This is a genomic window from Streptomyces olivaceus (assembly GCF_000721235.1).
Taxonomy (GTDB): Bacteria; Actinomycetota; Actinomycetes; order Streptomycetales; family Streptomycetaceae; genus Streptomyces; species Streptomyces olivaceus.
Genome location: NZ_JOFH01000012.1, coordinates 13,634 through 36,223, shown reverse-complemented (window position 1 = coordinate 36,223; position 22,590 = coordinate 13,634). Strand labels below are relative to the sequence as shown.

Genomic DNA, 22,590 nt, shown 5'->3' with positions numbered 1-22,590 from the left:
TCCGCGATGCCCGTCGGCCACACGGGCCGCTACCGCTCGGCGTTGGCCCAGGTGTGCTGCTCGGCCACGTCCGCCTTCACCTCGGCGAGCTGGACGGCGACCGCGCCGGGTGCCGTGCCGCCGCGGCCGTTGCGGGAGGCGAGGGCGCCGGGGACGTTGAGGACGGTGCGCACCTCGGGCGTGAGGTGGGCGGAGATCTTGGCGAACTGCTCGTCGGTCAGCTCATCCAGCTCCTTGCCCTCGGCCTCGGCGGCCTTGACGCACTCGCCGGCCACCTCGTGCGCGACGCGGAACGGGACGCCCTGCCTGACCAGCCACTCGGCGATGTCGGTGGCCAGCGAGAACCCGGCCGGGGCCAGCTCCTCCATCCGCTCGCGGTGCACGGTGAGGGTGGCCATCATGCCGGTGAAGGCGGGCAGCAGGATCTCCAGCTGGTCGATGGAGTCGAAGACCGGCTCCTTGTCCTCCTGGAGGTCGCGGTTGTACGCGAGCGGGAGGGCCTTGAGGGTCGCCATCAGACCGGTCAGGTTGCCGATGAGGCGGCCGGACTTGCCGCGGGCCAGCTCGGCGATGTCGGGGTTCTTCTTCTGCGGCATGATCGAGGAGCCGGTGGAGAAGGCGTCGTGGAGAGTCACGAAGGAGAACTCCTTCGTGTTCCAGATGATGATCTCCTCGGCGATCCGGGAGACGTTGACGCCGATCATCGCGGTGATGAAGGCGAACTCGGCGACGAAGTCGCGCGAGGCCGTCCCGTCGATGGAGTTGCCGGCGCTGCCGTGCTCGAAGCCGAGGTCCCGGGCGACCGCCTCGGGGTCAAGACCGAGGCTGCTGCCCGCGAGGGCGCCCGAGCCGTATGGCGAGACGGCCGTGCGCTCGTCCCACTGGCGCAGCCGCTCCGCGTCCCGGCCCAGCGCCTGGACGTGGGCGAGCACGTGGTGGGCGAAGAGCACCGGCTGGGCGTGCTGGAGGTGGGTGCGGCCGGGCATCGCGACGTCCGGGTGCGCCTCGGCGAGGCCGATCAGCGCGTCCTGGAGGTCGGCGATCAGGGCGCCGACGGTCCGGGCGTGGTCGCGCAGGTACATGCGGAAGAGGGTGGCCACCTGGTCGTTGCGGGAGCGGCCGGCGCGCAGCTTGCCGCCGAGGTCGGGGCCGAGCCGCTCCAGGAGGCCGCGCTCCAGGGCGGTGTGCACGTCCTCGTCGGCGATGGTGCCGGTGAAGGAGCCGTCGGCGACGTCCGCCTCCAGCCGGTCGAGCCCGGCGGTCATCCGGGTCAGCTCGTCCTCGGTGAGCAGCCCCGCGGTGTGCAGCACGCGCGCGTGGGCGCGCGAACCGGCGATGTCGTAGGGCGCGAGCCGCCAGTCGAAGTGGACGGACGCGGACAGCTTCGCCAGGGCCTCGGCGGGACCGTCGGCGAAACGGCCGCCCCAGAGCCGGACGTCACCGCTGTTGCTGCTCACTTGGTCGCTCCTCGGGCCGTTGAAGTACGCATGCATGAGTATGCAGAGGCTTGCATGATTCGTCAATCCGGAGTCGGCGTCTCCGGTCTGAGGCAGGCATCTCCGGCGCGGAGCGGGAAAACTCCGGCGAGGGTGAACGCCGAGCGCCACTCTGCCGTACTCCTGACCGGGCACGGGCGCCGTGGCCGCCCCGTGGATCGCCGGCCGGGACGGCCACGGCTTTTCCCTCACCCGCCCCCGCCCCTCGCATCCGCATGCGCGCCCTCGCCCCTCGCACTCGCCTTCGCCCTCGTCCGGATGGCGGGACCGGCGGAAATTCCTCGGACACGTACCGGACGACCCCTCATAATCGTTAGACATGGGAAAGACTTATGAGCGCATAGACGGCAGACTCCGCGCCTTCATCGAGGCGCAGCCCCTCTTCTTCACCGCCACCGCTCCGCTGTCCGGCGACGGCACGGTCAACCTGTCCCCCAAGGGCCTCACGGGCAGTTTCGCGGTGCTCGACGACCTGACCGTGGCCTACCTCGACTTCGCCGGCTCCAACGCCGAGACCATCGCCCATCTGCGGGAGAACGGTCGGATCACCCTGATGTGGTGCGCCTTCCAGGGCCCGCCGAACATCGTGCGGGTGCACGGCCGCGGCGAACCGGTCTTCCGCGACGACCCGCGCTTCCCCGAGCTGCTCACCCACTTCCCCGGCATCGACCCCACCGCGCACGGGCTGCGCGCGGTCGTCGTCGTCTCCGCCGAACTGGTCCGCGACACCTGCGGCTACGCCGTCCCCTTCATGGCGTACGAGTCCGACCGGGACCTGCACGGCAAGCGGTTCGCCCGCGAGGACGACGCCTCACTCAACGCGTACTTCACCAAGAAGGAGCACGTGGCCTCCAGCATTGACGGCCTCCCCGGGCTGCCGCTTCCGCTGCCTCCCTCTAGCGTCTGACCCATGCGCCCCGGTGCCGTCGCCGCCCTCGTGTCCGCCTCCCTCCTCCTGGTGGGTGCCGTCCCCGCCCGCGGGCCGGCTCCCCGGCCGCTGCCGGACCGGATGGCGGACACCGGCGGCGGCACCCAGCTGATCACCGCCGTCGCGCCGGACACCGGCGCCACGACCGGCACGCTCACGTGGTGGGACCGCGAGGGCGGCGCGGACGGACGGTGGGTGCGGGCCGGGTCCGCGCCCGCCCGCTTCGGGGCCGCCGGACTCGCCGACGGGGCCACCCGCGCGCAGGGCACGAACACCACCCCGACCGGGCTGTACGACCTGCCGTACGCCTTCGGCGTCGAGGCGGCGCCGCCCGGCACGGCGTACCGGTACCGCCCGGTGCGCGAGGACTCCTGGTGGTGCCAGGACAACGCCTCCCGCTCCTACAACCGCTGGACCGAACCCCGCCCCGCCGACTGCCGGGCCGCCGAGGCCGAGCACCTGATCACCTACGCGGAGCAGTACGCGCACGCCCTGGTCGTCGGCTTCAACTACGACCGTCCGGTGCGCGGGCGCGGCGCGGGCATCTTCCTGCACGTCAACGGGCGCGGGGCGACGGCCGGTTGCGTGTCGGTGCCGGCGGAGGCGATGCGGCGCGTGCTGCGCTGGGCGGACCCGCGCGAACGCCCGCACATCGTCGTCGGGACCTCCGGCGGGGCGACGGCGGTCACGCGCTACTGAACCCGGGCGGCATGGCCGTCCGGTGGCTGAACGCTCGGCCGGTGCGGTGCGTATCTGTGGGCCAAGGGCCACGTCCCACTCGGTGGGCCAGGGCCAAGTCCCACGGAGGAACCGTGACCACCACGCTCGCCGGCGGCCGTGCCGCCCGCCGTCAGACGATGCGGCGCATCCGTCCGCGCCGCTCCCCCGCCGTCCCCCTGCTGCTCGCCGTATGGGCGGGCGCGGCGGGCGTGTTGTGGCTGTGGTGGCGCAACACGCCCGCCATCTCCGACCAGACCGGCATGATCCTGAACGCGGGCCGGATCACCGGGCTGCTCGCCGGGTACCTGATGGCCCTCGTGGTGCTCCAGATGGCCCGGGTGCCCGCACTGGAGCGCCGGGTGGGCTCGGACCGGGTCGCCCGCTGGCACGCCATGACCGGCCGCTACACGCTCTGCCTGGTCCTGGCCCACGTCTTCCTGATCATGTGGGGTTACGCGGCCCAGGCAGGCAAGGGCCTCGGCGACATCGTCGCGCAGACGGTGGCCTCCGTGAACCAGCTGCCCGACATGGGCAAGGCGGCCGTCGGCACCGGCCTGCTCGTCCTCATCGGCCTGCTGTCCGCGGGCCCGGTGCGCCGCCGCATCCCCTACGACGCCTGGTACCACGTGCACCTGCTCACGTACGCGGCGGTGTTCCTGACCTTCTGGCACCAGCTGACCACCGGCAACGACTTCGCCGTCGAGCCGCTCGCCAGGACCGTCTGGTACGTCCTGTACGGGTCGGTGACCGCGCTCGTGCTCTGGTACCGGGTCCTGACGCCGCTGCGCCTCAACCTGCGGCACCGGATGCGGGTGGAGGCGGTGATCGAGGAGACGCCCGGCATCGTGTCGGTGCTGATCGGCGGGCGCCGGCTGCACCGGATGGGCGCGGAGGCCGGGCAGTTCTTCCGGTGGCGGTTCCTGGCGCCGGGGATGCGGTTCAGCTCGCACCCGTACTCGCTCTCGGCGGCGCCGCGCCCGGACATGCTGCGGATCACCGTGAAGGCGATCGGCGACCACAGCGCCCGGCTGCGGGAGCTGACGCCCGGCACCCGGGTGTGGGCGGAGGGCCCGTACGGCGCCCTCACCGCCCAGCGCCGCAGCCGCGGCAAGGTGCTGCTGGTGGCCGGCGGGGTGGGGATCACGCCGATGCGGGCGCTGTTCGAGACGCTGCCCGGCGCGTCCGGGGACATCACGCTGCTCTACCGGGCCAACAGCACGCAGGAGCTTGCGCTCTGGGACGAGCTGGCCGGGATCGCCGAGGAGCGCGGGGCACGGCTGATGTACGCGGTCAACAGCCCGGGCGGGGCGCGGCCGGACATCTCCGCGGATTCCCTGAGCCGCAAGATCCCGGACGTCGACCGCCACGACGTCTTCCTGTGCGGGCCGCCCGGTTTCGCCCAGTCGGTGTTCGAGGCACTGCGCGGCGCCGGGGTCCCCGCCCGCCGTATCCACCACGAGTCGTTCGAGATGTGAGCGACGGACAGTAGGAGTCCAGGACCGATGAAGAAGAGCCACCCTGTTCGGCGTGCCGTACTCGCCGGCGCCGCGACCGTGTCCGGGATCGTGCTGCTGCTGTCGCTGAAACCGGCCTCCGACCCCGGCTCCGCCTCCGCCGCGGGCGGTGCGGCCCCGCCCGCCGCCGCCGAGGCGCCGCAGGGCGGCCGGGGGGCCGGGACCGGTACGGTCACGGGTGACGCGGCCGACACCCAGTACGGGCCCGTGCAGGTCCGGCTCACGGTGAGCGGCGGCAAGGTCACCGCGGCCGAGGCCGTGCAGGCGCCCAAGGGTGGGCAGAGCGACCAGGTCACCGCCGACGCCGTCCCCAAACTCAACCAGGCCGCCGTCACCGCGGGCACCGCAGACATCGACGCCGTCTCCGGCGCCACCTACACCAGCGCCGGATACAAGCAGTCCCTCCAGTCGGCGCTCGACAAGGCGGCTGCGGCCGGATCCGCCGACGAGACGGGCGCGGGCGGGGCCGGGCGGGGCACGCAGGTGCTCACCGGTGACGTGACGCAGACCCAGTACGGGCCCGTGCAGGTGCGGGTCACCGTCAGCGGCGGGAAGATCACGAACGCCGAGACCCTCCAGGCGCCCAAGGGCGGACGGAGCGACCAGGTCACCGCCGACGCCGTCCCCAAACTCAACCAGGCCGCCGTCACCGCGGGCACCGCCGACATCGACGCCGTCTCCGGCGCCACCTACACCAGCGCCGGATACCAGCAGTCCCTCCAGTCGGCTCTGGACAAGGCCGGTGGCTGACGCCGTGGCCGAGTCCGCACAGGCTCCCGCCGCGGTGCGTCATGTGGAGGAGACGATGGGGACCGTCTTCTCCTTCGACGCCCGCGGCGGGGAACCCGCGGCCGTCCGGGCGGCCCTGGACGAGGCGGTCGCCGGGCTGCACCGGGCCGACGAGGTGTTCAGCACCTACCGGGACGGCAGCGAGATCTCCCTGCTGGCGCACGGGGAACTGACCGTCGAGGCGTGCGCGCCCGAGGTCGCCGAGGTGCTGGAGCTGGCGGCGGAGGCGGAGCGGGTGAGCGGGGGCTGGTTCAGCACCCGGTACCAGGGGCGGCTCGACCCGACCGGGATCGTCAAGGGCTGGGCCGTGGAGCGTGCGGCCCGGCGGATCGCGGCGGCGGGGGCGACGGGCGTGAGCGTGAACGGCGGCGGGGACGTCCAGCTGCTCGGTGCGCCGGGGGCGCGGCGGCCCTGGCGGGTCGGTGTGTCGGACCCGCTGCGGCCGGGCGGGCTCGCGGCGGTCGTCTCGGCGTCGGGGGCGAACGAGCTGGCGGTGGCGACGTCCGGCTCCGCGGAGCGGGGTGCGCATGTCGTCGACCCGCGCACCGGGCGGTCGGCGGTGACGGACCTGTTGTCCGTGACGGTGGTGGCGCCCCGGCTGACGTGGGCGGACTGCTGGGCGACGGCGGCGTTCGCGATGGGGTCGCGGGAGGGGTTGCGGTGGCTGGAGTCGCTGGAGGGGGTGGAGGGGCTGTTGGTCACGGCGGGGGACGAGGTGCGGTGCACGGGGGGCTTGGCGGGGTGGCTGGGGTGACGGGGCGCTGCGGCTGTCGCTGACGTACGTACCGGCGTACCCGGCGCTGCTGCTGACGTACCGGCGTTCTCGGGCGTACCCGGCGCTGCTGCTGACGTACCGGCGTTCTCGGGCGTACCCCGCGCTGCTTTCACGTACCGGCGTTCTCCGGCGTACCCCGCGCTGCTGCTGAGGTACCGGCGTGTCACTCGCCGCGTTCGCGGGGTGCCGCTGCGCCCACCCGTGCCGCCCCAGCGGCACGACCGCCCGCAGCTGGGGGCGGTGCGGCGCCGCCGCCTCATCCCGCGTTCTGGGCCAGGCGCAGCAGGTGGTCCGCCAGGGCCTGACCGCCCGTGGGCTCGCGGCTGATCAGCATCAGCGTGTCGTCGCCCGCGATCGTCCCCAGGATGTCGTGCAGTTCCGCCTGGTCGATCGCCGACGCCAGGAACTGCGCCGCCCCCGGAGGGGTGCGCAGGACCACGAGGTTGGCCGAGGCCTCCGCGGAGATCAGCAACTCCGCGGAGAGCCGCCGCATCCGCTCCTCCTTCGCCGACTCCCCGAGCGGGGCCCGCGGGGTGCGGAAGCCGCCCTCGCTGGGCACCGCGTAGATCAGGTCGCCGTCAGTGTTGCGGATCTTGACCGCGTTCAGCTCGTCCAGGTCGCGGGAGAGCGTCGCCTGGGTGACGGTCAGTCCGTCGTCGGCGAGCAGCCGCGCCAGCTGGCTCTGGCTGCGCACCGCCTCCCGGTTGAGGATGTCCACGATCCGCCGGTGGCGTGCGGTGCGGGTCTGCGGCAGGGCGGGCCCGGCCGTCTGCTCGTGCTCCTGCGCCTGGCTCATCGTCGTCTCATTCTCCGGCTCGTCCGTCCCCGTGGGCCGCGTCGGCGGCCTGGTCAAGGATGCCGGGCAGCGCCCCGAGGAACGCGTCCACCACGTCGTCGCCGAGGTTCAGCGCCGGCATCAGCCGTACGACATCGGGTGCGGGCGCGTTCACGAGGATCCCGGCGTCCTGGGCCGCCTGCTGCACCTGGGCTGCGAGCGGCTCGGTGAGCACGATACCCAGGAGGAGGCCCGCGCCCCGGACATGCGCGATCAGCGGGTGGCCGAGGCCCTCGACCCCGTCGCGGAGTTTCTCGCTCTGCCGCTTGACGTTGTCGAGGAGTCCGTCGCCCGCGATGGTGTCGAGGACGGCCAGTCCGGCGGCGCAGGCGACGGGGTTGCCGCCGAAGGTCGTGCCGTGCTGGCCGGGCTTCAGGAGGTCCGCGGCCCGGCCGAAGGCGACCGTGGCGCCCAGCGGCAGTCCGCCGCCGAGCCCCTTGGCGAGGGTCACGACGTCCGGCAGGACGCCCTCGTGTGCCTGGTACTCGAACCAGTGCCCGGTCCGGCCGACACCGGTCTGCACCTCGTCCAGGACGAGCAGCGCGCCGGTCGCGGCGGTGATGGCGCGGGCGGCCTTCAGGTAGCCCGGGGGCGGGACGACGACGCCGTTCTCGCCCTGGACCGGCTCGATGATGACGAGCGCCGTCTCCTCGGTGACCGCGGCGGCCAGCGCCTGCGGGTCGCCGTACGGCACGTGCGTGACGTCGCCGGGCAGCGGCCGGAACGGCTCCTGCTTGCCGGGCTGGCCGGTGAGGGCGAGCGCGCCCATGGTGCGGCCGTGGAAGCCGCCGTCGGTGGCGACCATGTGCGGCCGGCCGGTCAGCCGGCCGATCTTGAAGGCGCCCTCGTTGGCCTCGGCGCCGGAGTTGCAGAAGTAGACCTTGCCGTCGCGGCCGAAGTGCTGGAGCAGCCGTTCGGCGAGGGCGACGGGCGGTTCGGCGATGAAGAGGTTGGAGACGTGGCCGAGGGAGGCGATCTGGCGGCTCACTGCGTCCACCACCGCCGGGTGGGCGTGGCCGAGCGCGTTGACCGCGATGCCGCCGACGAAGTCCAGGTACTCCTTGCCGTCGGCGTCCCACAGCCGGGCACCTTCGCCGCGCACCAGGGGCAGGCGGGGCGTGCCGTAGTTGTTCATGAGCGTGCCCTGCCACCGCTCGGTCAGCGCCTCGTTGCCCACGGCTCCCCCTGCGTTCGGGCTTCCGGTGTTGCTCACGGCTCCCCCTGTCCGTCCGGCACGACCATCGTGCCGATCCCCTCGTCGGTGAAGATCTCCAGCAGGATCGAGTGCTGGACCCGGCCGTCGATGACGCGGGCGGTGGTGACGCCGTTGCGCACGGCGTGCAGGCAGCCCTCCATCTTCGGCACCATGCCGGACGACAGGTCGGGCAGCAGTTTCTCCAGCTGGGTGGCGGTGAGGCGGCTGATCACCTCGTCGGAGTCCGGCCAGTCCTCGTAGAGGCCCTCGACGTCGGTGAGGACCATGAGCGTCTCGGCGCCGAGCGCGGCGGCGAGTGCCGCGGCCGCCGTGTCGGCGTTGACGTTGTAGACGTGGCCGTCGTCCTGGGAGCGGGCGATCGAGGAGACGACCGGGATGCGGCCGTCGGCGAGCAGGGTCTCGACGGCTCCGGTGTCGATCTCGGTGATCTGGCCGACCCGGCCGATGTCGACCAGTTCGCCCTCGATGCGGGGCTGGTGCTTGGTGGCGGTGATGGTGTGCGCGTCCTCGCCGGTGAGGCCGACGGCGAGCGGCCCGTGCTGGTTGAGCAGCCCGACCAGTTCGCGCTGCACCTGCCCGGCCAGCACCATCCGTACGACGTCCATGGCGTCCTCGGTGGTGACGCGCAGGCCCGCCTTGAACTCGCTGACGATGCCGGCCCGGTCGAGGGCGGCGCTGATCTGCGGGCCGCCGCCGTGCACCACGACGGGCTTGAGGCCGGCGTGCCGCAGGAAGACGACGTCCTGGGCGAAGGCGGCCTTGAGGTCGTCGTCGACCATGGCGTTGCCGCCGAACTTGATGACGACGGTCTTGCCGTGGTGCCGGGTCAGCCAGGGCAGCGCCTCGACGAGGATCTGGGCCTTGGGGAGCGCGGTGTGCTTCCGCGTGGGTCCGTTGCTCATGACGAGTACGCGCTGTTCTCGTGGACGTAGTCGGCGGTGAGGTCGTTGGTCCAGATGGTGGCCGTGGCGTCGCCCGCGGCGAGGTCGGCGACGATGTGGACCTCGCGGTAGCGCATGTCGACCAGCTCGCGGTCCTCTCCGACGCCGCCGTTCTTGCAGACCCACACGCCGTTGATGGCGACGTTGAGCCGGTCGGGCTCGAAGGCGGCGGAGGTGGTGCCGATCGCGGACAGGACGCGGCCCCAGTTGGGGTCCTCTCCGTGGAGGGCGCACTTGAGGAGGTTGTTGCGGGCGACGGAGCGGCCCACCTCGACGGCGTCGTCCTCGGTCGCGGCGTTCACGACCTCGATCCTGACGTCCTTGCTGGCGCCCTCGGCGTCACGGATCAGCTGCTGCCCGAGGTCGTCGCAGACGGCGCGCACGGCCTCGGCGAAGGCGTCGTACTCCGGAGTGACGCCGGAGGCGCCGGAGGCGAGCAGCAGCACGGTGTCGTTGGTGGACATGCAGCCGTCGGAGTCGACCCGGTCGAAGGTGACCCGGGTGGCGGCGCGCAGGGCGCGGTCCAGGTCCTCGCTCTCCAGGTCGGCGTCGGTGGTGAGCACGACGAGCATGGTGGCGAGGCCGGGGGCGAGCATGCCGGCGCCCTTGGCCATGCCGCCGACGGTCCAGCCGTCCCCGCCGACGACGGACGTCTTGTGGACGGTGTCGGTGGTCTTGATGGCGATGGCGGCCTTCTCGCCGCCGTGTTCGGAGAGCTGTCCGGCGGCCGTACCGACCCCCGGGAGCAGCTTGTCCATGGGCAGCAGGACGCCGATGAGCCCGGTGGAGCACACGGCGACCTCGCCCGCCCCCGTGCCGAGCACCTCCGCGGCCTTCTCGGCGGTGGCGTGGGTGTCCTGGAAGCCCTTGGGTCCCGTGCAGGCGTTGGCGCCGCCGGAGTTGAGGACGACGGCGCTCAGCTGCCCGGCCTTGAGGACCTGCTCGGACCACAGGACCGGCGCGGCCTTGACGCGGTTGGAGGTGAAGACGCCCGCGGCGGAGCGCCGGGGACCGGTGTTGACCACGAGGGCCAGGTCGGGGCCCCCGCTCTCCTTGATTCCGGCGGCGATGCCGGCCGCCGTGAATCCCTTTGCTGCCGTCACACTCACGGCGCGACTCCGATCGTCGTCAGTCCGGTGGTCTCGGCGAGACCCAGGGCGATGTTCATGCTCTGGACGGCACCGCCCGCGGTGCCCTTGGCCAGGTTGTCGATGGCGCTGATCGCGATGATGCGGCCCGCGGCGGCGTCGTACGCGACCTGGATCTGCACGGCGTTGGAACCGTGGACGGACGCGGTGGCGGGCCAGCGGCCCTCGGGCAGCAGGTGCACGAACGGTTCGTCGGCGAAGGCCTTCTCGTAGGCGGCCCGGACCGACTCGGCGGTCACACCGGGCTTCGCCTTGGCGGTGCAGGTGGCGAGGATGCCGCGGGGCATCGGCGCGAGGGTCGGGGTGAAGGAGACGGTGACCGGCTCGCCGGCGACCGCGCCGAGGTTCTGGATCATCTCGGGGGTGTGCCGGTGGCCGCCGCCGACGCCGTACGGGGACATGGAGCCCATGACCTCGCTGCCCAGCAGGTGCGGCTTGGCCGCCTTGCCTGCGCCGGAGGTGCCGGAGGCGGCGACGACCACGGCCTCGGGCTCGGCGAGCGAGGCGGCGTACGCCGGGAAGAGCGCCAGGGACACGGCGGTGGGGTAGCAACCGGGCACCGCGACACGCCTGGACCCCTCCAACGCGGCGCGAGCACCCGGCAGTTCGGGGAGGCCGTAGGGCCAGGTGCCGGCGTGCGGGGAGCCGTAGAACCGCTCCCAGTCGCCCGCGTCCTTGAGCCGGAAGTCGGCCCCCATGTCGACGACCAGTACGTCGGGGCCGAGCTGCTCGGCGACGGCGGCGGACTGGCCGTGCGGCAGCGCGAGGAAGACCACGTCATGACCGCCGAGCACCTCGGGCGTCGTCGCCTCCAGCACCCGGTCGGCCAGCGGCAGCAGGTGCGGTTGCAGCGCGCCCAGGCGCTGTCCCGCGTTCGAGTTGCCGGTCAGCGCGCCGACCTCGACCTCGGGGTGGGCCAGGAGCAGACGCAGCAGCTCACCACCCGCGTACCCACTCGCACCGGCCACCGCCGCACGTACCGCCATGACATCCTCCATCCTCGATGGCATGACTATACGTTTCGCTGCACGTTTATGCAATCCACTCCCGTAGGGGACAGGGGGCAAGATGGAGGGGCGCACGGGGGACGGGACGGGAGAGCGAGGGGTGGACATGGGCGAGTGGTGGCCGGTGCCGGACGTGCTGGCGTATCTCGCGGGGCGGTGGCGCACCGAGCGGTCGGTGCGGGACCTGGCGGGCGGCCTGGAGGGGCACTTCGAGGGGGCGACCGCGTTCGAGGCGCTGGACGGCGGCGGGCTCCTCAGCCGGGAGTCGGGCGCTTTCACCTGGCAGGGGGTGACCCGGCCCGCCGAGCGGACGCTGCGGTACCTGCCCGGCGGCGGACCCGGGTCGGCCGAGGTCCGTTTCGCCGACGGGCGCCCCTTCCACGGCCTGGACCTGACCTCCGGCCGTCATGTGGCCGACCATCCGTGCGCCGCCGACCTCTACCGCGGCGAGTTCACCGTGCGGGACCGGGACCGCTGGCGGACCGTGTGGCGGGTCGGCGGCCCGGCCAAGGACCTGCTGCTCACAACGGATTACCTTCGCGAAACACCCCGGGCGCAGTCCCCTGGGCCGGCGCCCCCTCGAAACGGAGGCTCCAGCGGCCCGCGCCGCCCGTGACGGCGGTCGCCGACAGGGGGTGGACGTCCAGGTTCCAGTACGTCGAGGGCGGCGCCTTGAGGACGTAGACCAGCGCGGCCCGGATCACGGAGGGCTCGGCCACGGCGACGATGCGGTCGCCGTCGTCGCCGGGGCGGGTGTCGAGCCAGTTGCCGACCCGGCCGATGAAACCGAGCAGCGGCTCCCCGCCGTGCGGTGCCGAGCGCGGATCGGCGAGCCAGGCGTCCACCGCCCCGGGTTCGTGGGCCATGGCCTCGGACAGGGTCAGCCCTCGCCAGCGGCCCATGTCGCAGTCCCGCAGGGCGAGTTGCACCAGGGGCGCAAACCCGAGGGCGTCCCCGGTGGCGCGGCTGCGGGGCGTCGGCGAGCAGTAGCGCAACTCGGCCGCCGCCAGCGGCAGCAGGCTGCCCGCCACGCGCAGCACCTCGTCCCATCCGGCCCGGTCCAGCGGTCGTTCGTCGTCGAAGCGCTCGGCGAGCAGCGGTGAGCCGCGTGCCGCGGCGACGAACGTGACCCGAAGCGCCATGCCGTGATGGTGCTGCGCAACCGTGCACTGGTCAAGGGGAGTTGCCCGCGGGATACGCAGGAGGGCCGGATCCCGCGGGTCCGCCCCCGCTCCCCTCTCCGACAGCCTCAGGTGCCCGTCAGCCGCCCCGCACCTCCGTGCAGGCGGCGCGCAGGCGTCGTACGCCTTCGGTGATCTCGCCGGTGTTCGCGACCGCCGCGAAGCTCAGCCGGAGGTGGGCGGCGGGCGGTTCGGCGCTGAAGTAGGGGCGGCCCGGCGTGATCGCCACCCCGGCGCGCAGGGCGGCGGCGGTGAGCGCGAGCTCGTCGGTGCCCTCGGGCAGCCGGAGCCACAGGTGGTACCCGCCGGACGGGACGTGGGGCAGCGCGACCTCGGGCAGCCGCAGGCGCAGCGCGGAGGTCATCGCGTCCCGGCGGGCCTTCAACTGGGCGGAGATCGCCCGCAGATGACGCGGCCAGGCGGGCGAGCCGACGAGTTCCAGCGCGGCCTCCTGCAGGGGCCGGGGCACGAAGAAGGTGTCGACGACCTGGATGGCCCGCAGCCGCTCCAGGACCGGGCCGCGCGCCGCCAGGGCGCTGACCCGGAAGCTGGGCGAGGTCGCCTTGGTGAGCGAGCAGACGTGGACGACCACGCCGTCCGGGTCGTCCGCGGCGAGCGGCGCGGGCAGCGGGCCCGCGTCCTCGTGCACGAGCCGCCGCACGAAGTCGTCCTCCACCACGAAGGCGCCCGCCGCCCGCGCGATCCGCAGCACCTCGCCGCGCCGTTCGGGGGCGAGCACGGCCCCGGTCGGGTTCTGGCACAGGGGCTGGCAGACGAAGACCCGGGCGCCGGTCGCCCGGAAGGCGTCGGCGAGCAGGGCGGGCCGCACCCCGTCGCCGTCCACGGGAACCGGCACCGGGCGCAGTCCGGCCGCCCGGGCGATGGCCAGCATGCCGGGGTACGTCGGCGACTCGACCAGGACCGCGGTACCGGGCGGGGCGAGGGCGCGCAGGGCGGTGGTCAGCGCGGACTGACCGCCCGCGGTGATCAGCACCTCCGCGGCGGTGATGGCGCCGCCGATACCGCGCGCGAACCACTCCCGCAGCTCCGGCAGCCCTTCCATCGGCGGCCGCCCCCATGCTCCGGGCCGCCGCCCGGCGCGGGCCAGGGCCGCCGCCATCGCCCGCTCGGGCTGGAGCGACGGGTGAAGGTAGCCGCCGTTGAACTCCACGACCCCGGGAGCCGGGGCGGCCAGCGAGACCAGCACTCCGGAGGCGTCGACGGAGCGGGGTACGAGGTCGGCGGCGCCGTCGGCGCTGAGGGCGACCTCCTGCCAGGAGGTGTCCCCGGCGGGCGCGGCCGAGGCGCGCGGCCGGGCCCGGAAGGCCCCGGCGCCGGGCCGGGTGACGACCAGCCCCTCGGCGGCCAGCTGCGCCAGGGCGCGGGAGACGGTCACCGGGCTCACCCGGAACCGGTCGACGAGGGCACGGCTCGACGGGAGCTTTCCACCGGGAGAGTAGCGGTCCAGCTCACGTCGCAACGTGTCCACCAGTTCAGCGACGCTGCTACGCTCATACATGAGAGCAAAGAGTAGCGCTACCGCTCCGTCCGGGATAGCAGTCGGCGGGGCGACAGCCTCGTCCGCCGACGGGCCGTCCGCCGGGAGCCCGCCCACCGGGGGCCGGTCCTTCGGGACCCTTCAGGCCGCCCTCGGTGTCGTCGCCTTCTCCCTCACCTTCCCCGCCACCGCCTGGGGCCTGGAGGGCTTCGGCCCGTGGTCCCTGATCGCGGTGCGCAGCATCCTCGCCGCGGCGATCGCGGGCACCTGCCTGCTGCTGCTCCGCGTGGCGCCGCCCGAGCGGCGGCACCGGGCCGGGCTCGCGGTGGTCGGCGCGGGTGTGGTCCTCGGCTTCCCGCTGCTGACCACCCTGGCCCTGCAGACGTCGACCACCGCGCACGCCGCGGTCGTGGTCGGCCTGCTCCCGCTGACCACCGCGCTGCTGTCGGCCCTGCGCATCGGCACCCGCCCCTCGCGCACCTTCTGGATCGCGGCACTCGCGGGCGCGGCGGCCGTGATCGCCTTCACGGTGCAGCAGAGCGGCGGCGCGCTGACCTCGGCCGACGCCTACCTCTTCGGGGCCCTGCTGGTCTGCGCCGCCGGGTACACCGAGGGCGGGCGGCTGGCCCGGGTGATGCCGGGCTGGCAGGTCATCGGCTGGGCGCTGGTGCTGTGCCTGCCGCTGACGGTGCCGATGGCGGCGGTGGCCCTGGCGTACGAGCCGGTGCACCTGACGGCGCACAGTGTGGCCGGGATGCTGTGGGTCGCGGCGGGTTCGCAGTTCCTGGGCCTGGTGGTCTGGTACCGGGGCATGGCCGCGATCGGCATCCCCAAGGCCAGCCAGTTGCAGCTGGCCCAGCCGCTGCTCACACTGGTGTGGTCGGTACTTCTCCTGGGCGAGCACCTGACGGTGGCCGCTCCGCTGACGGCCGCGGCCGTACTGGTGTGCATCGCGGTCACCCAGCGGTCCCGGGGGTAGGACCGCCCGGCGGCACACAGGTGAGGAGGCCTCACGCATGCACGCGAACAAGGGCGACCAGCTGGTCCGGCACGGACGGGTGGTCGGAGAGCACGACAAGGTCGCCGAGATCGTCGAGGTCATGGGCGAGCGGGGGTCTCCCCCGTACCGGGTCCGGTTCGAGGACGGGCACGAGGCGGTCTGCTCGCCCGGCCCGGACTCCGAGATCCGGCACCCGGAGCGCCGGCCGTAGGGCCTGTCGTCACATTCCCGTCTGCACGGCGGCGTACTCGGCCGTTCAGCGCGGGACGGCGGCCGGCCCGGTGTAGTGGTCGGCGGCCACCCGCGCCATCGCGCCACTCCGGTCCTCGGCCACGTCCTTCGCGGAGAAGTAGACGTGTCCGCGCACCTGCGGGTACCGCGCGGCCAGTGTGATGTGCCGGGAGACCTCGGCCGGGTCCTGCCAGGCGGCGGACTGCGCCGGGTCACCTGACTTGTACAGCGCCTCCCCCACGTACAGGTGTGTCCGGCTGCCCTCGGCCACCTCGTTCCACCAGGCGAGCAGCTTCGCGTAGTCGGCGGCTTCCTGGCCGATGCTCCAGTACAGCTGGGGCACCACGTAGTCGATCCAGCCCTCGCGCACCCAGGTGCGGGTGTCGGCGTACAGGTCGTCGTAGGTCTGCACCCCGGCCCGGGTGTCCGAGCCGCGCTCGTCGGTGGCGGCGTTGCGCCACACGCCGAACGGGCTCACCCCGAACCGGGCGGACGGCCTGGCCTTCCTGACGCGTTCCGCCATCTCGCGCACCAGCCGGTCGACGTTGTCCCGCCGCCAGGCGGCGCGGCTGCCGAAGCCGCTGCCGTAGGTGCGGTACGCCCCGGCGTCGTCGAAGCTCCGGCCCGCCACCGGATAGGGGTAGAAGTAGTCGTCGAAGTGGACGCCGTCTACGGCGTACTTCTCGACCGCGTCCATCATGGCGTCCTGCACGAAGGCCCTGACCTGGGGCAGGCCGGGGTTGTAGTAGAGCTGCCCGCCGTACGGCACCACCCAGTCGGGGTGCTTGCGCGCCGGGTGCCCGGGCACCAGCAGGCTCGGGTCGTCGCGCAGGGCGACGCGGTACGGGTTGAACCAGGCGTGCAGGTGCAGGCCGCGGGCGTGGGCCTCCTTCACCGCCGTGCCCAGCGGGTCCCAGCCGGGGTCGCGGCCCTGGCTGCCCGACAGGTACTGCGACCAGGGCTCGTGGTTCGAGGGCCACAGGGCGTCCGCCGTCGGCCGCACCTGGAAGACGACCGTGTTGAGGTTGTGGCGGACCGCGCTGTCGAGGTGCGCGACCAGTTCCGCGCGCTGCTCGGCGGCCCGCAGCCCCGCGCGGCTCGGCCAGTCGCGGCCGGTCACCGTGGCGAGCCACATGCCCCGCATCCCGGCGGCGGCGCTGCGCCCGGCCGACGGCCCCTCCGAAGCGGCGGCCGGACCCGGGGCCGCGGACGCCCGTGGCGCCATGGTGAACGCCGACAACGCCGCCACCGTGAAGGCACGGCGCGAGACACCGCCCATGGGAAGACCTCCTGAACGCTGCGGATCCGCACGGTCACGGATCGTGTACGGGGCCTCAGCATGCCCGACCCGGGGAACGGATCCGTGACCATTCGGAGGTAACGTGCTCGATCGGAGCAGGCACCGGAGCCCCCGGTGCGCCTGCACCGAGCCGTGGAGTCAGCGAAAGGGACGATGTGACCGCCATCTCGGGAGATATCGCACGCGTCGGCGTGGTGGGCTGCGGTCAGATGGGGGCGGGCATCGCCGAGGTGTGCGCCCGCGCCGGCCTGGAGGTCATGGTCGCCGAGACCACGGGCGAGGCTCTGGAGATCGGCCGCACCCGGCTGTACAACTCGCTGACCAAGGCCGCCGAGCGCGGCAAGCTCTCCGAGGAGGAGCGGGACGCGACGCAGGCGCGCCTCAGTTTCACCACCGACCTCGGCGAGTTCGCCGACCGTGACCTGGTGATCGAGGCCGTCGTCGAGAGCGAGCAGGTCAAGACCGAGATCTTCCAGGTCCTCGACCAGGTGGTGACCCGCCCGGACGCGATCCTGGCCTCCAACACCTCCTCGATCCCGCTGGTGAAGCTGGCCGTCGCCACCTCGCGCCCCGACCACGTCATCGGCATCCACTTCTTCAACCCGGCCCCGGTGCAGCAGCTGGTCGAGCTGATCCCCGCGCTGACCACCTCCGAGGGCACCCTCAGCCGGGCGCAGCTGTTCACCGAGAAGGTGCTGGGCAAGCACGCCATCCGCGCGCAGGACCGCTCCGGCTTCGTGGTGAACGGGCTGCTGATCCCGTACCTGCTCTCCGCGATCCGGATGTTCGAGTCGGGCATCGCCAGCCGCGAGGACATCGACAACGGCATGGAGATGGGCTGCGCCCACCCGATGGGCCCGCTGAAGCTGACCGACCTGATCGGCCTGGACACGGTCGCCTCCGTGGCGTACTCGATGTACGAGGAGTACAAGGAGCCGCTGTACGCCGCTCCGCCGCTGCTCCAGCGCATGGTCGACGCGGGCCGCCTCGGCCGCAAGACGGGGTCGGGCTTCTACACGTACGCCTGACGTTTCGACTGCGGGCTCCGGGCCGGGACGCCGGCTCGGAGCCCGCAGTCGTTCCCGGGCTGGGAAGTCCCTGGCCGCGACCTGGCTGGGGACCGCCTGGCCCGGGAGTTCGCGGGCGCTGTTTCGAGCACCGGTTCCCGGCGCATCGCACTGCACGGCCGGTCTCGGTGACCGCGTCCGCGCGCCCCTTCTCCTCCCTCCCCGATCCTCCGCCGAACCGTGAGGATGCTGTGCGGCGTGCGCGTCCACTTCGATCGGAGGAGCACGATGTCCCCACTGCACGACGATGCCGATCCCGGCAAGTCGCCGCCTCCCGCCGGTGGCGTGTCCGCGGCGGAGCAGGAGCTGTTCGGCGGGCGCCTGCGCTACAACCATGCCTTCGTCCACCACGAGGGCGCGCTGACGCGCATGACGTTCGGGCAGATGGCCTCCGCGCTGCCCCGCATGGTCGCCGTGGTGCTGCGGGCCGGGTGGGCGGTGGACCGCAGGGCCCTGTCCGGGCTGGTGGTCTCGCAGGTCGGCCAGGGGGTCACCGCGGCGTGGGGGCTGGTGGCGGTCAACCGCGTGCTGACCGAACTGTTCGCGGAGGGCCCGACCGCGGACAAACTTCGCCAGTCGCTGCCCGCCCTGGTCGTGCTCGCGGTGGTCTCGGTCGGCACGGCGCTGCTGGCCGCGTGGACGACGGCGATGTCGGGGCGGCTGGAGCCGCAGGTCGAGCGGGCCGTCGCCACCGACTACTACCGGGCCGTCACCGGGGTGGAGGTGACGGCCACCGAACAGCCGGAGGTCCAGCGCATCCTGGAGGCGGGCAAGTTCGGCACCGACTCGGCGCGGCGGATGCTGGGTCTTTCGGTGAGTGTGGCGGGCGTACTGATCAGCATGGTGGCCTCCGCCGTCGTGCTCGCCTCGCTGCACTGGGCGCTGCTGCCGATGCTGCTCGCCATCGCCCTGCCCAAGGGATGGGGCGCGGTGCGCTCCGCCCGGCGGGAGTACTTCTCGCGCCGGCACTGGGTCGACCACCGGCGGGCGGTCGCCACGCTCCTGCAGTACCTGACGCTCCCCCACGCGGCGGGCGAGATCCGCGCCCACTCGGCCGGCAGGCTGCTGCTGCACGGCTACGAGGAGATGTCCTCCCTGATGGAGAGTGAGCAGCGGCGTCTGGCCCGCGCACAGGCGTACACCGACCTGGTCGCCGGCGCGTTCTCCGGCATCGCCTCCCTCGGCTGCTACGGGGTGCTGTGGTGGCTGCTGACCAGCGGCGGCCTTCCCCTGGCGGTCGGTGGCACCGCCGTGGTCGCCATCCAGACCTCCACCGCCCGCCTGCGCTCCCTCGTCCAGCAGGTCAACCGGATGTACGAGGAGATGCTGCACCTCGGCGACACCGAGGAGGCCACCCGGGTCGCCGCCCGGCACGCCATCCCCGCCACCGGCACGCCGTTGCCGGAACCCGTCCGGGCCGTCACCGTCGAGAAGGTGTCCTTCGTCTACCCGGGCGCCACCACCCCGTCCCTCCGCGACGTGAGCGTGCGCGTGGAGCGCGGGCAGGTGACCGCGCTCGTCGGCGCGAACGGCTCCGGCAAGACCACCCTCGCCAAGATCCTCGCCGGCCTCCTGCTGCCCACCGGCGGCGACGTCTGGTGGGAGGGCCCCGACGGCGAGCGCGTCGGGGCCCGCGACGCCGACCGGGCGGGCATCTTCCGCTCCGTCGGGCTCCTCGCCCAGGACTACCCCCAGTGGCAGATGACCGCCGCCACCAACATCGCCATCGGCGCGGGCGACCGCCCCCGCGACATGACCCGCGTCGAGGAGGCCGCGCACGCCGCCGACATCCGCAAACTCGTCGAGGGCCTCCCCCACGGCTGGGACTCCATCGTCTTCAAGGGCTACGACCGCGGCGTCCAACTGTCCGGCGGCCAGTGGCAGAAGCTCGCCAACGCCCGCAGCCGCTACCGCGACGCCCCCGTCCTCCTGGTCGACGAACCCACCTCCGCCCTCGACCCCCACGCCGAGATCGAAGCCTTCGAACGCCTGCGCACCCTCGCCGACGGCGGCACCGCGGTCGTCCTCATCACCCACCGCCTCGCCGCGACCGCCACCGCCGACCACATCTACGTACTCGACCACGGGCACATCGCCGAACACGGCGATCACGACCACCTCATGGCCCGGCGGGACGGCCTCTACCGCGCCATGTTCCAGGCGCAGGCCGCCCAGTACGGACTCACCACGCCTCCGGGCAGCGACCTGCCGCGCGCCCGGGCCGGCGCGGACACCGGGCACGGATAGGCGACCCACTCCTGCGGCCGGTTACGCGCAGCGACGCCCGACGGGCCCGGCACCTTCGAAGGTGCCGGGCCCGCGCCGTTCGCACGGCGTGTGCGCGCCGGGCTCGCATATGCCGCCCGCACACTCTCCCCACACGTCCACCAGGCGAGTTGACTCGGCACGCACATGCAAGGGACGTGAGACGCCTGATGGAAAGGAGCGGTTCGTGACCGCCGATCCCGAGCATTCCGTCGTCCAGGGAGAACTCGCAGAGTTACGACGCCGGCTGGATGTGGCCTACGCCCGCGTCGAGGGCGGACTGGCCCTGCTCTCCCACCGCACCGAGGAGACCGCCAAGGAGCTGGCGGAACTGAGCGCACGCCTGACCGCCCTGGAACACGCCCGCTGGCCCCTCCCCTCGGTCGCGGTCGTCACGGCCCTGGGCGCACTCGCCGTCGCCGTCTGGCAGGCCCTCGGCCATTAGAGCCCCGGGTCGGGCGGGGCGTCCTGTCCGAGCCTGAGGTGGTGCAGCAGGAGTAACGCGGCCGCCATGTTGGCGGCCGGGACCTCCCCCCGGGCGACGAGGTCGGGAACGAGTTTGAGCGAGATCCATTCCCGGCGGTCCGACTCGAAGTCGTCCACGGGGTGCCCGGTGTACGTGCCCTCGTCGGCCCAGTAGACGTGGTGCCGGGCGTCGGTGAGCCCGTTCGACGGCTCCACGCTCATGAGGTGGCGCAGCGGTCCCGGTCGCCAGCCGGTCTCCTCCTCCAGTTCCCTGGCCGCCGCCGCCTCGATGCCCTCGCCGTCCTCGACGACGCCGGCCGCGAGCTCCCAGCCCCAGCTGTCGGTGATGAAGCGGTGCCGCCAGAGCAGGAGCACCTCGTCGGCGTGGTTGACGACCGTGGCCACGGCCACCGGGCGCATCCGGATGAGGAAGTGGTCGAGATGCCGGCCGTCCGGCAAAGCGACGTCGGCGAGATTGACGCTGAACCAGCGATTTGAGTACACATTCTGTTCGCTCTGCTTCGTCCACTGCACGGTTCTGCCACCTTTCCTTGAGTAGGTGGCAATATCGCAGCAGCAGCGAACAGGCAGCAGGCGCACGGCGGCCGCTCACGGCGCAGGGCGGCGCCTCACAGGGGGACGCGCAGGGCGCCGTCGATGAGTTCCGCGGCCTCGGCCGTGCCGGCGCAGCCGCTGCGCACCAGGTGCTCGCGCACCGCGCGGAGCCGGTCGCGCAGGCGCTGGGACTCCATCCCGCGGGCCTGCTCGGCCATCTGCACCGCGACGGCCACCGCCTTGTCGGCATTGCCCCGGCGCAGCTCGATGGTGCTCAGCATGGCGAGCCGGTGCACGCGCCCCCGGTCGTGCGCGGGGTTGTCGACGGCGGCCTCGGCGTGCTCCCCGGCCGCCGCCAGCTCACCGAGGCTCAGCAGGGCCTCGGCGACCTGGACGTTGACCAGGCCGGGCTGGACGTAGCCGGTCTCGTCCGGCTCGTACCCGCGCCGGATGCGCTCGGCGGCCTGCTCGGCCCGGCGGATGCGGGCCAGGGCGCTGGTGCCGTCGCCGAGATGCGCGTACGACTTGGCCTGCATCGCGTACAGGTCGGAGGCGAGCGCCGGGGTGATGTGCCGGCCCGCGGTGCGCAGGGCGGCCTCGGCGAAGGCGACCGCCTGCCGGTACTCCCGCATGAACAGCGCCTGGTTGACCAGGAGCGCGATGACGTACGCGCCGAGCCCGCGGTCGCCGCTGGCCTTGGCGAGCCGGAGCGCCTGGTGGAAGTAGCGCTGCGCGAGACCGTGCGCGTCGGAGTCGTACGCGCAGATGCCGGCGACCGCCACCAGGCCCCCGGTGGCCCGGTGCAGCTGCCGTCCGGTCGCGTCGGTGTAGCCGCCGCGCAGCAGCGGCGCGGCCTCGGAGTTGAGGAAGCCGACAATGCGGGCGCGGGTCGCGATGCCGCCGGCCTTGCGGTACATCTGCTCGTAGTGCGTACGGGCGCAGCGCACCATCTCCAGGTCGGCCGCCGTGACCCGGTGCCGCCCGCCGCGGGAGACGTCCGTGTCCTCGGGCGGGTTCTCCCACTCCCAGACCGGCATCACCGCGGGCGTGCCGGTGAGCGCGGGGGCGCCGAGGATGTGCGGGCGCTGCTGCTGGTCGGAGCGCCACAGGGCGGTCGCGCGCTCCACGAACCCGGACAGCGAGCCGGTGTGCGGGGCGGCGGGTTCGCCGGGCACGCCGAGGCCGATGTCGTCGAGGGTGACGGGGCGGTGCAGGCGGGCCGCGAGGACCTCGCAGATCAGGTCGGGCACCTGGCCGCGCGGCCGCTGCCCCTTCAACCACCGTGCGACGGCGGTGTGTTCGTATCTCAACGCGAGCCTGCGGGCGCGTCCCGCCTGGTTGACGTGCGCGGCCAGTCCCGCGTGGGAGATCCCGGCCTCGTCGAGGATCGCGTCGAGCAGGGTGTTGGGCTGCATGGGTGCCCCCGGTGACTCGGTGCCCGACAGCGTAGTGCGTCGGGCACCGCGCGGGGCGGTGACTTCACACGGGGTGTGAACGGAGTACGCGCATCCGCAGCGTGTGCGCGCTGTCGCGGAGCGTGCCGGGCCGGTTGACTGAAGGGCCTCGAAAGAGGCCGGCCGGGCCGCCGGCTCCCCCTCGTACAGTGCGGCGGCCCGCGTCCACGCCGTCCGCCCGGCCGCCTGCCCGACACTCCGTGGC

22 protein-coding genes are annotated in these 22,590 nt (G+C 73.3%); 11 read left to right on the top strand and 11 right to left on the bottom strand.

What is annotated here, in order from left to right:
• Positions 1–29 precede the first annotated feature (29 nt).
• A complete protein-coding gene (argH, locus tag IG94_RS0114620) occupies positions 30–1,457 on the bottom strand; it encodes an argininosuccinate lyase (protein ID WP_031035604.1) in 1,428 nt (475 codons plus the stop codon).
• 358 nt (positions 1,458–1,815) lie between these two features.
• On the opposite strand from argH, the gene IG94_RS0114615 reads away from it, so the two are divergent.
• The 5 genes from IG94_RS0114615 to IG94_RS0114595 all read left to right on the top strand — a co-directional run bounded on the left by IG94_RS0114615 (position 1,816) and on the right by IG94_RS0114595 (position 6,201).
• Positions 1,816–2,403 carry a pyridoxamine 5'-phosphate oxidase family protein gene (locus IG94_RS0114615; RefSeq protein ID WP_031035602.1) on the top strand — a complete coding sequence of 196 codons (588 nt, stop codon included), beginning with the start codon at positions 1,816–1,818 and terminating at the stop codon, positions 2,401–2,403.
• A 3-nt stretch (positions 2,404–2,406) separates the two neighbouring features.
• Positions 2,407–3,123: a L,D-transpeptidase family protein gene (locus IG94_RS0114610; RefSeq protein WP_031035600.1), complete on the top strand. Its 717-nt coding sequence runs from the start codon at positions 2,407–2,409 to the stop codon at positions 3,121–3,123.
• Positions 3,124–3,236: 113 nt separating this feature from the next.
• A complete protein-coding gene (locus IG94_RS0114605) occupies positions 3,237–4,619 on the top strand; it encodes a ferredoxin reductase family protein (RefSeq protein WP_031035598.1) in 1,383 nt (460 codons plus the stop codon).
• A gap of 27 nt (positions 4,620–4,646) precedes the next feature.
• Positions 4,647–5,408, top strand: coding sequence for an FMN-binding protein (locus IG94_RS0114600; protein WP_031035596.1), 762 nt, complete (start codon positions 4,647–4,649; stop codon positions 5,406–5,408).
• A 55-nt stretch (positions 5,409–5,463) separates the two neighbouring features.
• Positions 5,464–6,201 (top strand): FAD:protein FMN transferase, encoded by a 738-nt coding sequence (locus IG94_RS0114595; RefSeq protein WP_107060564.1) that lies wholly within the window; start codon positions 5,464–5,466, stop codon positions 6,199–6,201.
• Between the two features lie 277 nt (positions 6,202–6,478).
• Here IG94_RS0114595 and IG94_RS0114590 read toward each other — a convergent pair whose 3' ends face one another.
• The 5 genes from IG94_RS0114590 to argC are packed head-to-tail and all read right to left on the bottom strand — an operon-like array spanning position 6,479 to position 11,348.
• Complete coding sequence (locus IG94_RS0114590) at positions 6,479–7,018, bottom strand: arginine repressor (RefSeq protein WP_031035592.1); 540 nt, start codon at positions 7,016–7,018, stop codon at positions 6,479–6,481.
• Positions 7,019–7,025: 7 nt separating this feature from the next.
• Positions 7,026–8,234 (bottom strand): acetylornithine transaminase, encoded by a 1,209-nt coding sequence (locus tag IG94_RS0114585; RefSeq protein ID WP_031035590.1) that lies wholly within the window; start codon positions 8,232–8,234, stop codon positions 7,026–7,028.
• Between the two features lie 32 nt (positions 8,235–8,266).
• Positions 8,267–9,175, bottom strand: a complete 909-nt coding sequence (argB, locus tag IG94_RS0114580) for an acetylglutamate kinase (protein ID WP_031035588.1) — start codon at positions 9,173–9,175, stop codon at positions 8,267–8,269.
• A complete protein-coding gene (gene argJ / locus IG94_RS0114575) occupies positions 9,172–10,323 on the bottom strand; it encodes a bifunctional glutamate N-acetyltransferase/amino-acid acetyltransferase ArgJ (protein ID WP_031035586.1) in 1,152 nt (383 codons plus the stop codon). The genes argB and argJ overlap by 4 nt, the downstream gene beginning before the upstream one ends.
• The gene (gene argC / locus IG94_RS0114570) at positions 10,320–11,348 is read right to left on the bottom strand and encodes an N-acetyl-gamma-glutamyl-phosphate reductase (protein WP_031035584.1); all 1,029 of its coding nucleotides are present in this window, start codon (positions 11,346–11,348) and stop codon (positions 10,320–10,322) included. The genes argJ and argC overlap by 4 nt, the downstream gene beginning before the upstream one ends.
• Positions 11,349–11,475: 127 nt before the next feature.
• Between argC and IG94_RS40440 the strand changes: the two genes are divergently transcribed.
• Entirely contained in the window at positions 11,476–11,985 is a 510-nt protein-coding gene (locus tag IG94_RS40440) for a DUF6314 family protein (RefSeq protein WP_078892310.1), read from the top strand.
• Here IG94_RS40440 and IG94_RS0114565 read toward each other — a convergent pair.
• Together IG94_RS0114565 and IG94_RS0114560 are read right to left on the bottom strand one after the other, a co-directional pair.
• Positions 11,891–12,511 carry a histidine phosphatase family protein gene (locus IG94_RS0114565; protein ID WP_043483649.1) on the bottom strand — a complete coding sequence of 207 codons (621 nt, stop codon included), beginning with the start codon at positions 12,509–12,511 and terminating at the stop codon, positions 11,891–11,893. The two genes, IG94_RS40440 and IG94_RS0114565, sit on opposite strands and share 95 nt — an antisense overlap.
• A gap of 118 nt (positions 12,512–12,629) precedes the next feature.
• Positions 12,630–14,069: an aminotransferase-like domain-containing protein gene (locus IG94_RS0114560; RefSeq protein ID WP_052410692.1), complete on the bottom strand. Its 1,440-nt coding sequence runs from the start codon at positions 14,067–14,069 to the stop codon at positions 12,630–12,632.
• Between IG94_RS0114560 and IG94_RS0114555 the strand changes: the two genes are divergently transcribed.
• Complete coding sequence (locus IG94_RS0114555) at positions 14,068–15,027, top strand: DMT family transporter (RefSeq protein ID WP_031035578.1); 960 nt, start codon at positions 14,068–14,070, stop codon at positions 15,025–15,027. The genes IG94_RS0114560 and IG94_RS0114555 overlap by 2 nt on opposite strands.
• A gap of 37 nt (positions 15,028–15,064) precedes the next feature.
• Complete coding sequence (locus IG94_RS0114550) at positions 15,065–15,259, top strand: DUF1918 domain-containing protein (protein ID WP_031035577.1); 195 nt, start codon at positions 15,065–15,067, stop codon at positions 15,257–15,259.
• A 45-nt stretch (positions 15,260–15,304) separates the two neighbouring features.
• Here the strand turns inward: IG94_RS0114550 and IG94_RS0114545 are convergent, their stop codons facing one another.
• Positions 15,305–16,558: a glycoside hydrolase family 10-like protein gene (locus IG94_RS0114545; RefSeq protein WP_031035574.1), complete on the bottom strand. Its 1,254-nt coding sequence runs from the start codon at positions 16,556–16,558 to the stop codon at positions 15,305–15,307.
• Between the two features lie 176 nt (positions 16,559–16,734).
• On the opposite strand from IG94_RS0114545, the gene IG94_RS0114540 reads away from it, so the two are divergent.
• The 3 genes from IG94_RS0114540 to IG94_RS0114530 all read left to right on the top strand — a co-directional run bounded on the left by IG94_RS0114540 (position 16,735) and on the right by IG94_RS0114530 (position 20,356).
• Entirely contained in the window at positions 16,735–17,607 is an 873-nt protein-coding gene (locus IG94_RS0114540; RefSeq protein WP_031035572.1) for a 3-hydroxybutyryl-CoA dehydrogenase, read from the top strand.
• Between the two features lie 267 nt (positions 17,608–17,874).
• Positions 17,875–19,893: an ABC transporter ATP-binding protein gene (locus tag IG94_RS0114535; RefSeq protein ID WP_052410691.1), complete on the top strand. Its 2,019-nt coding sequence runs from the start codon at positions 17,875–17,877 to the stop codon at positions 19,891–19,893.
• A 205-nt stretch (positions 19,894–20,098) separates the two neighbouring features.
• Positions 20,099–20,356, top strand: coding sequence for a hypothetical protein (locus IG94_RS0114530; RefSeq protein ID WP_031035569.1), 258 nt, complete (start codon positions 20,099–20,101; stop codon positions 20,354–20,356).
• On the opposite strand, the gene IG94_RS0114525 is transcribed toward IG94_RS0114530, so the two are convergent.
• Positions 20,353–20,910 (bottom strand): NUDIX domain-containing protein, encoded by a 558-nt coding sequence (locus IG94_RS0114525; protein ID WP_031035567.1) that lies wholly within the window; start codon positions 20,908–20,910, stop codon positions 20,353–20,355. The genes IG94_RS0114530 and IG94_RS0114525 overlap by 4 nt on opposite strands.
• A 95-nt stretch (positions 20,911–21,005) precedes the next feature.
• The gene (locus IG94_RS0114520) at positions 21,006–22,346 is read right to left on the bottom strand and encodes an NsdA family TPR-like regulatory protein (RefSeq protein WP_031035565.1); all 1,341 of its coding nucleotides are present in this window, start codon (positions 22,344–22,346) and stop codon (positions 21,006–21,008) included.
• Positions 22,347–22,590 lie beyond the last annotated feature (244 nt).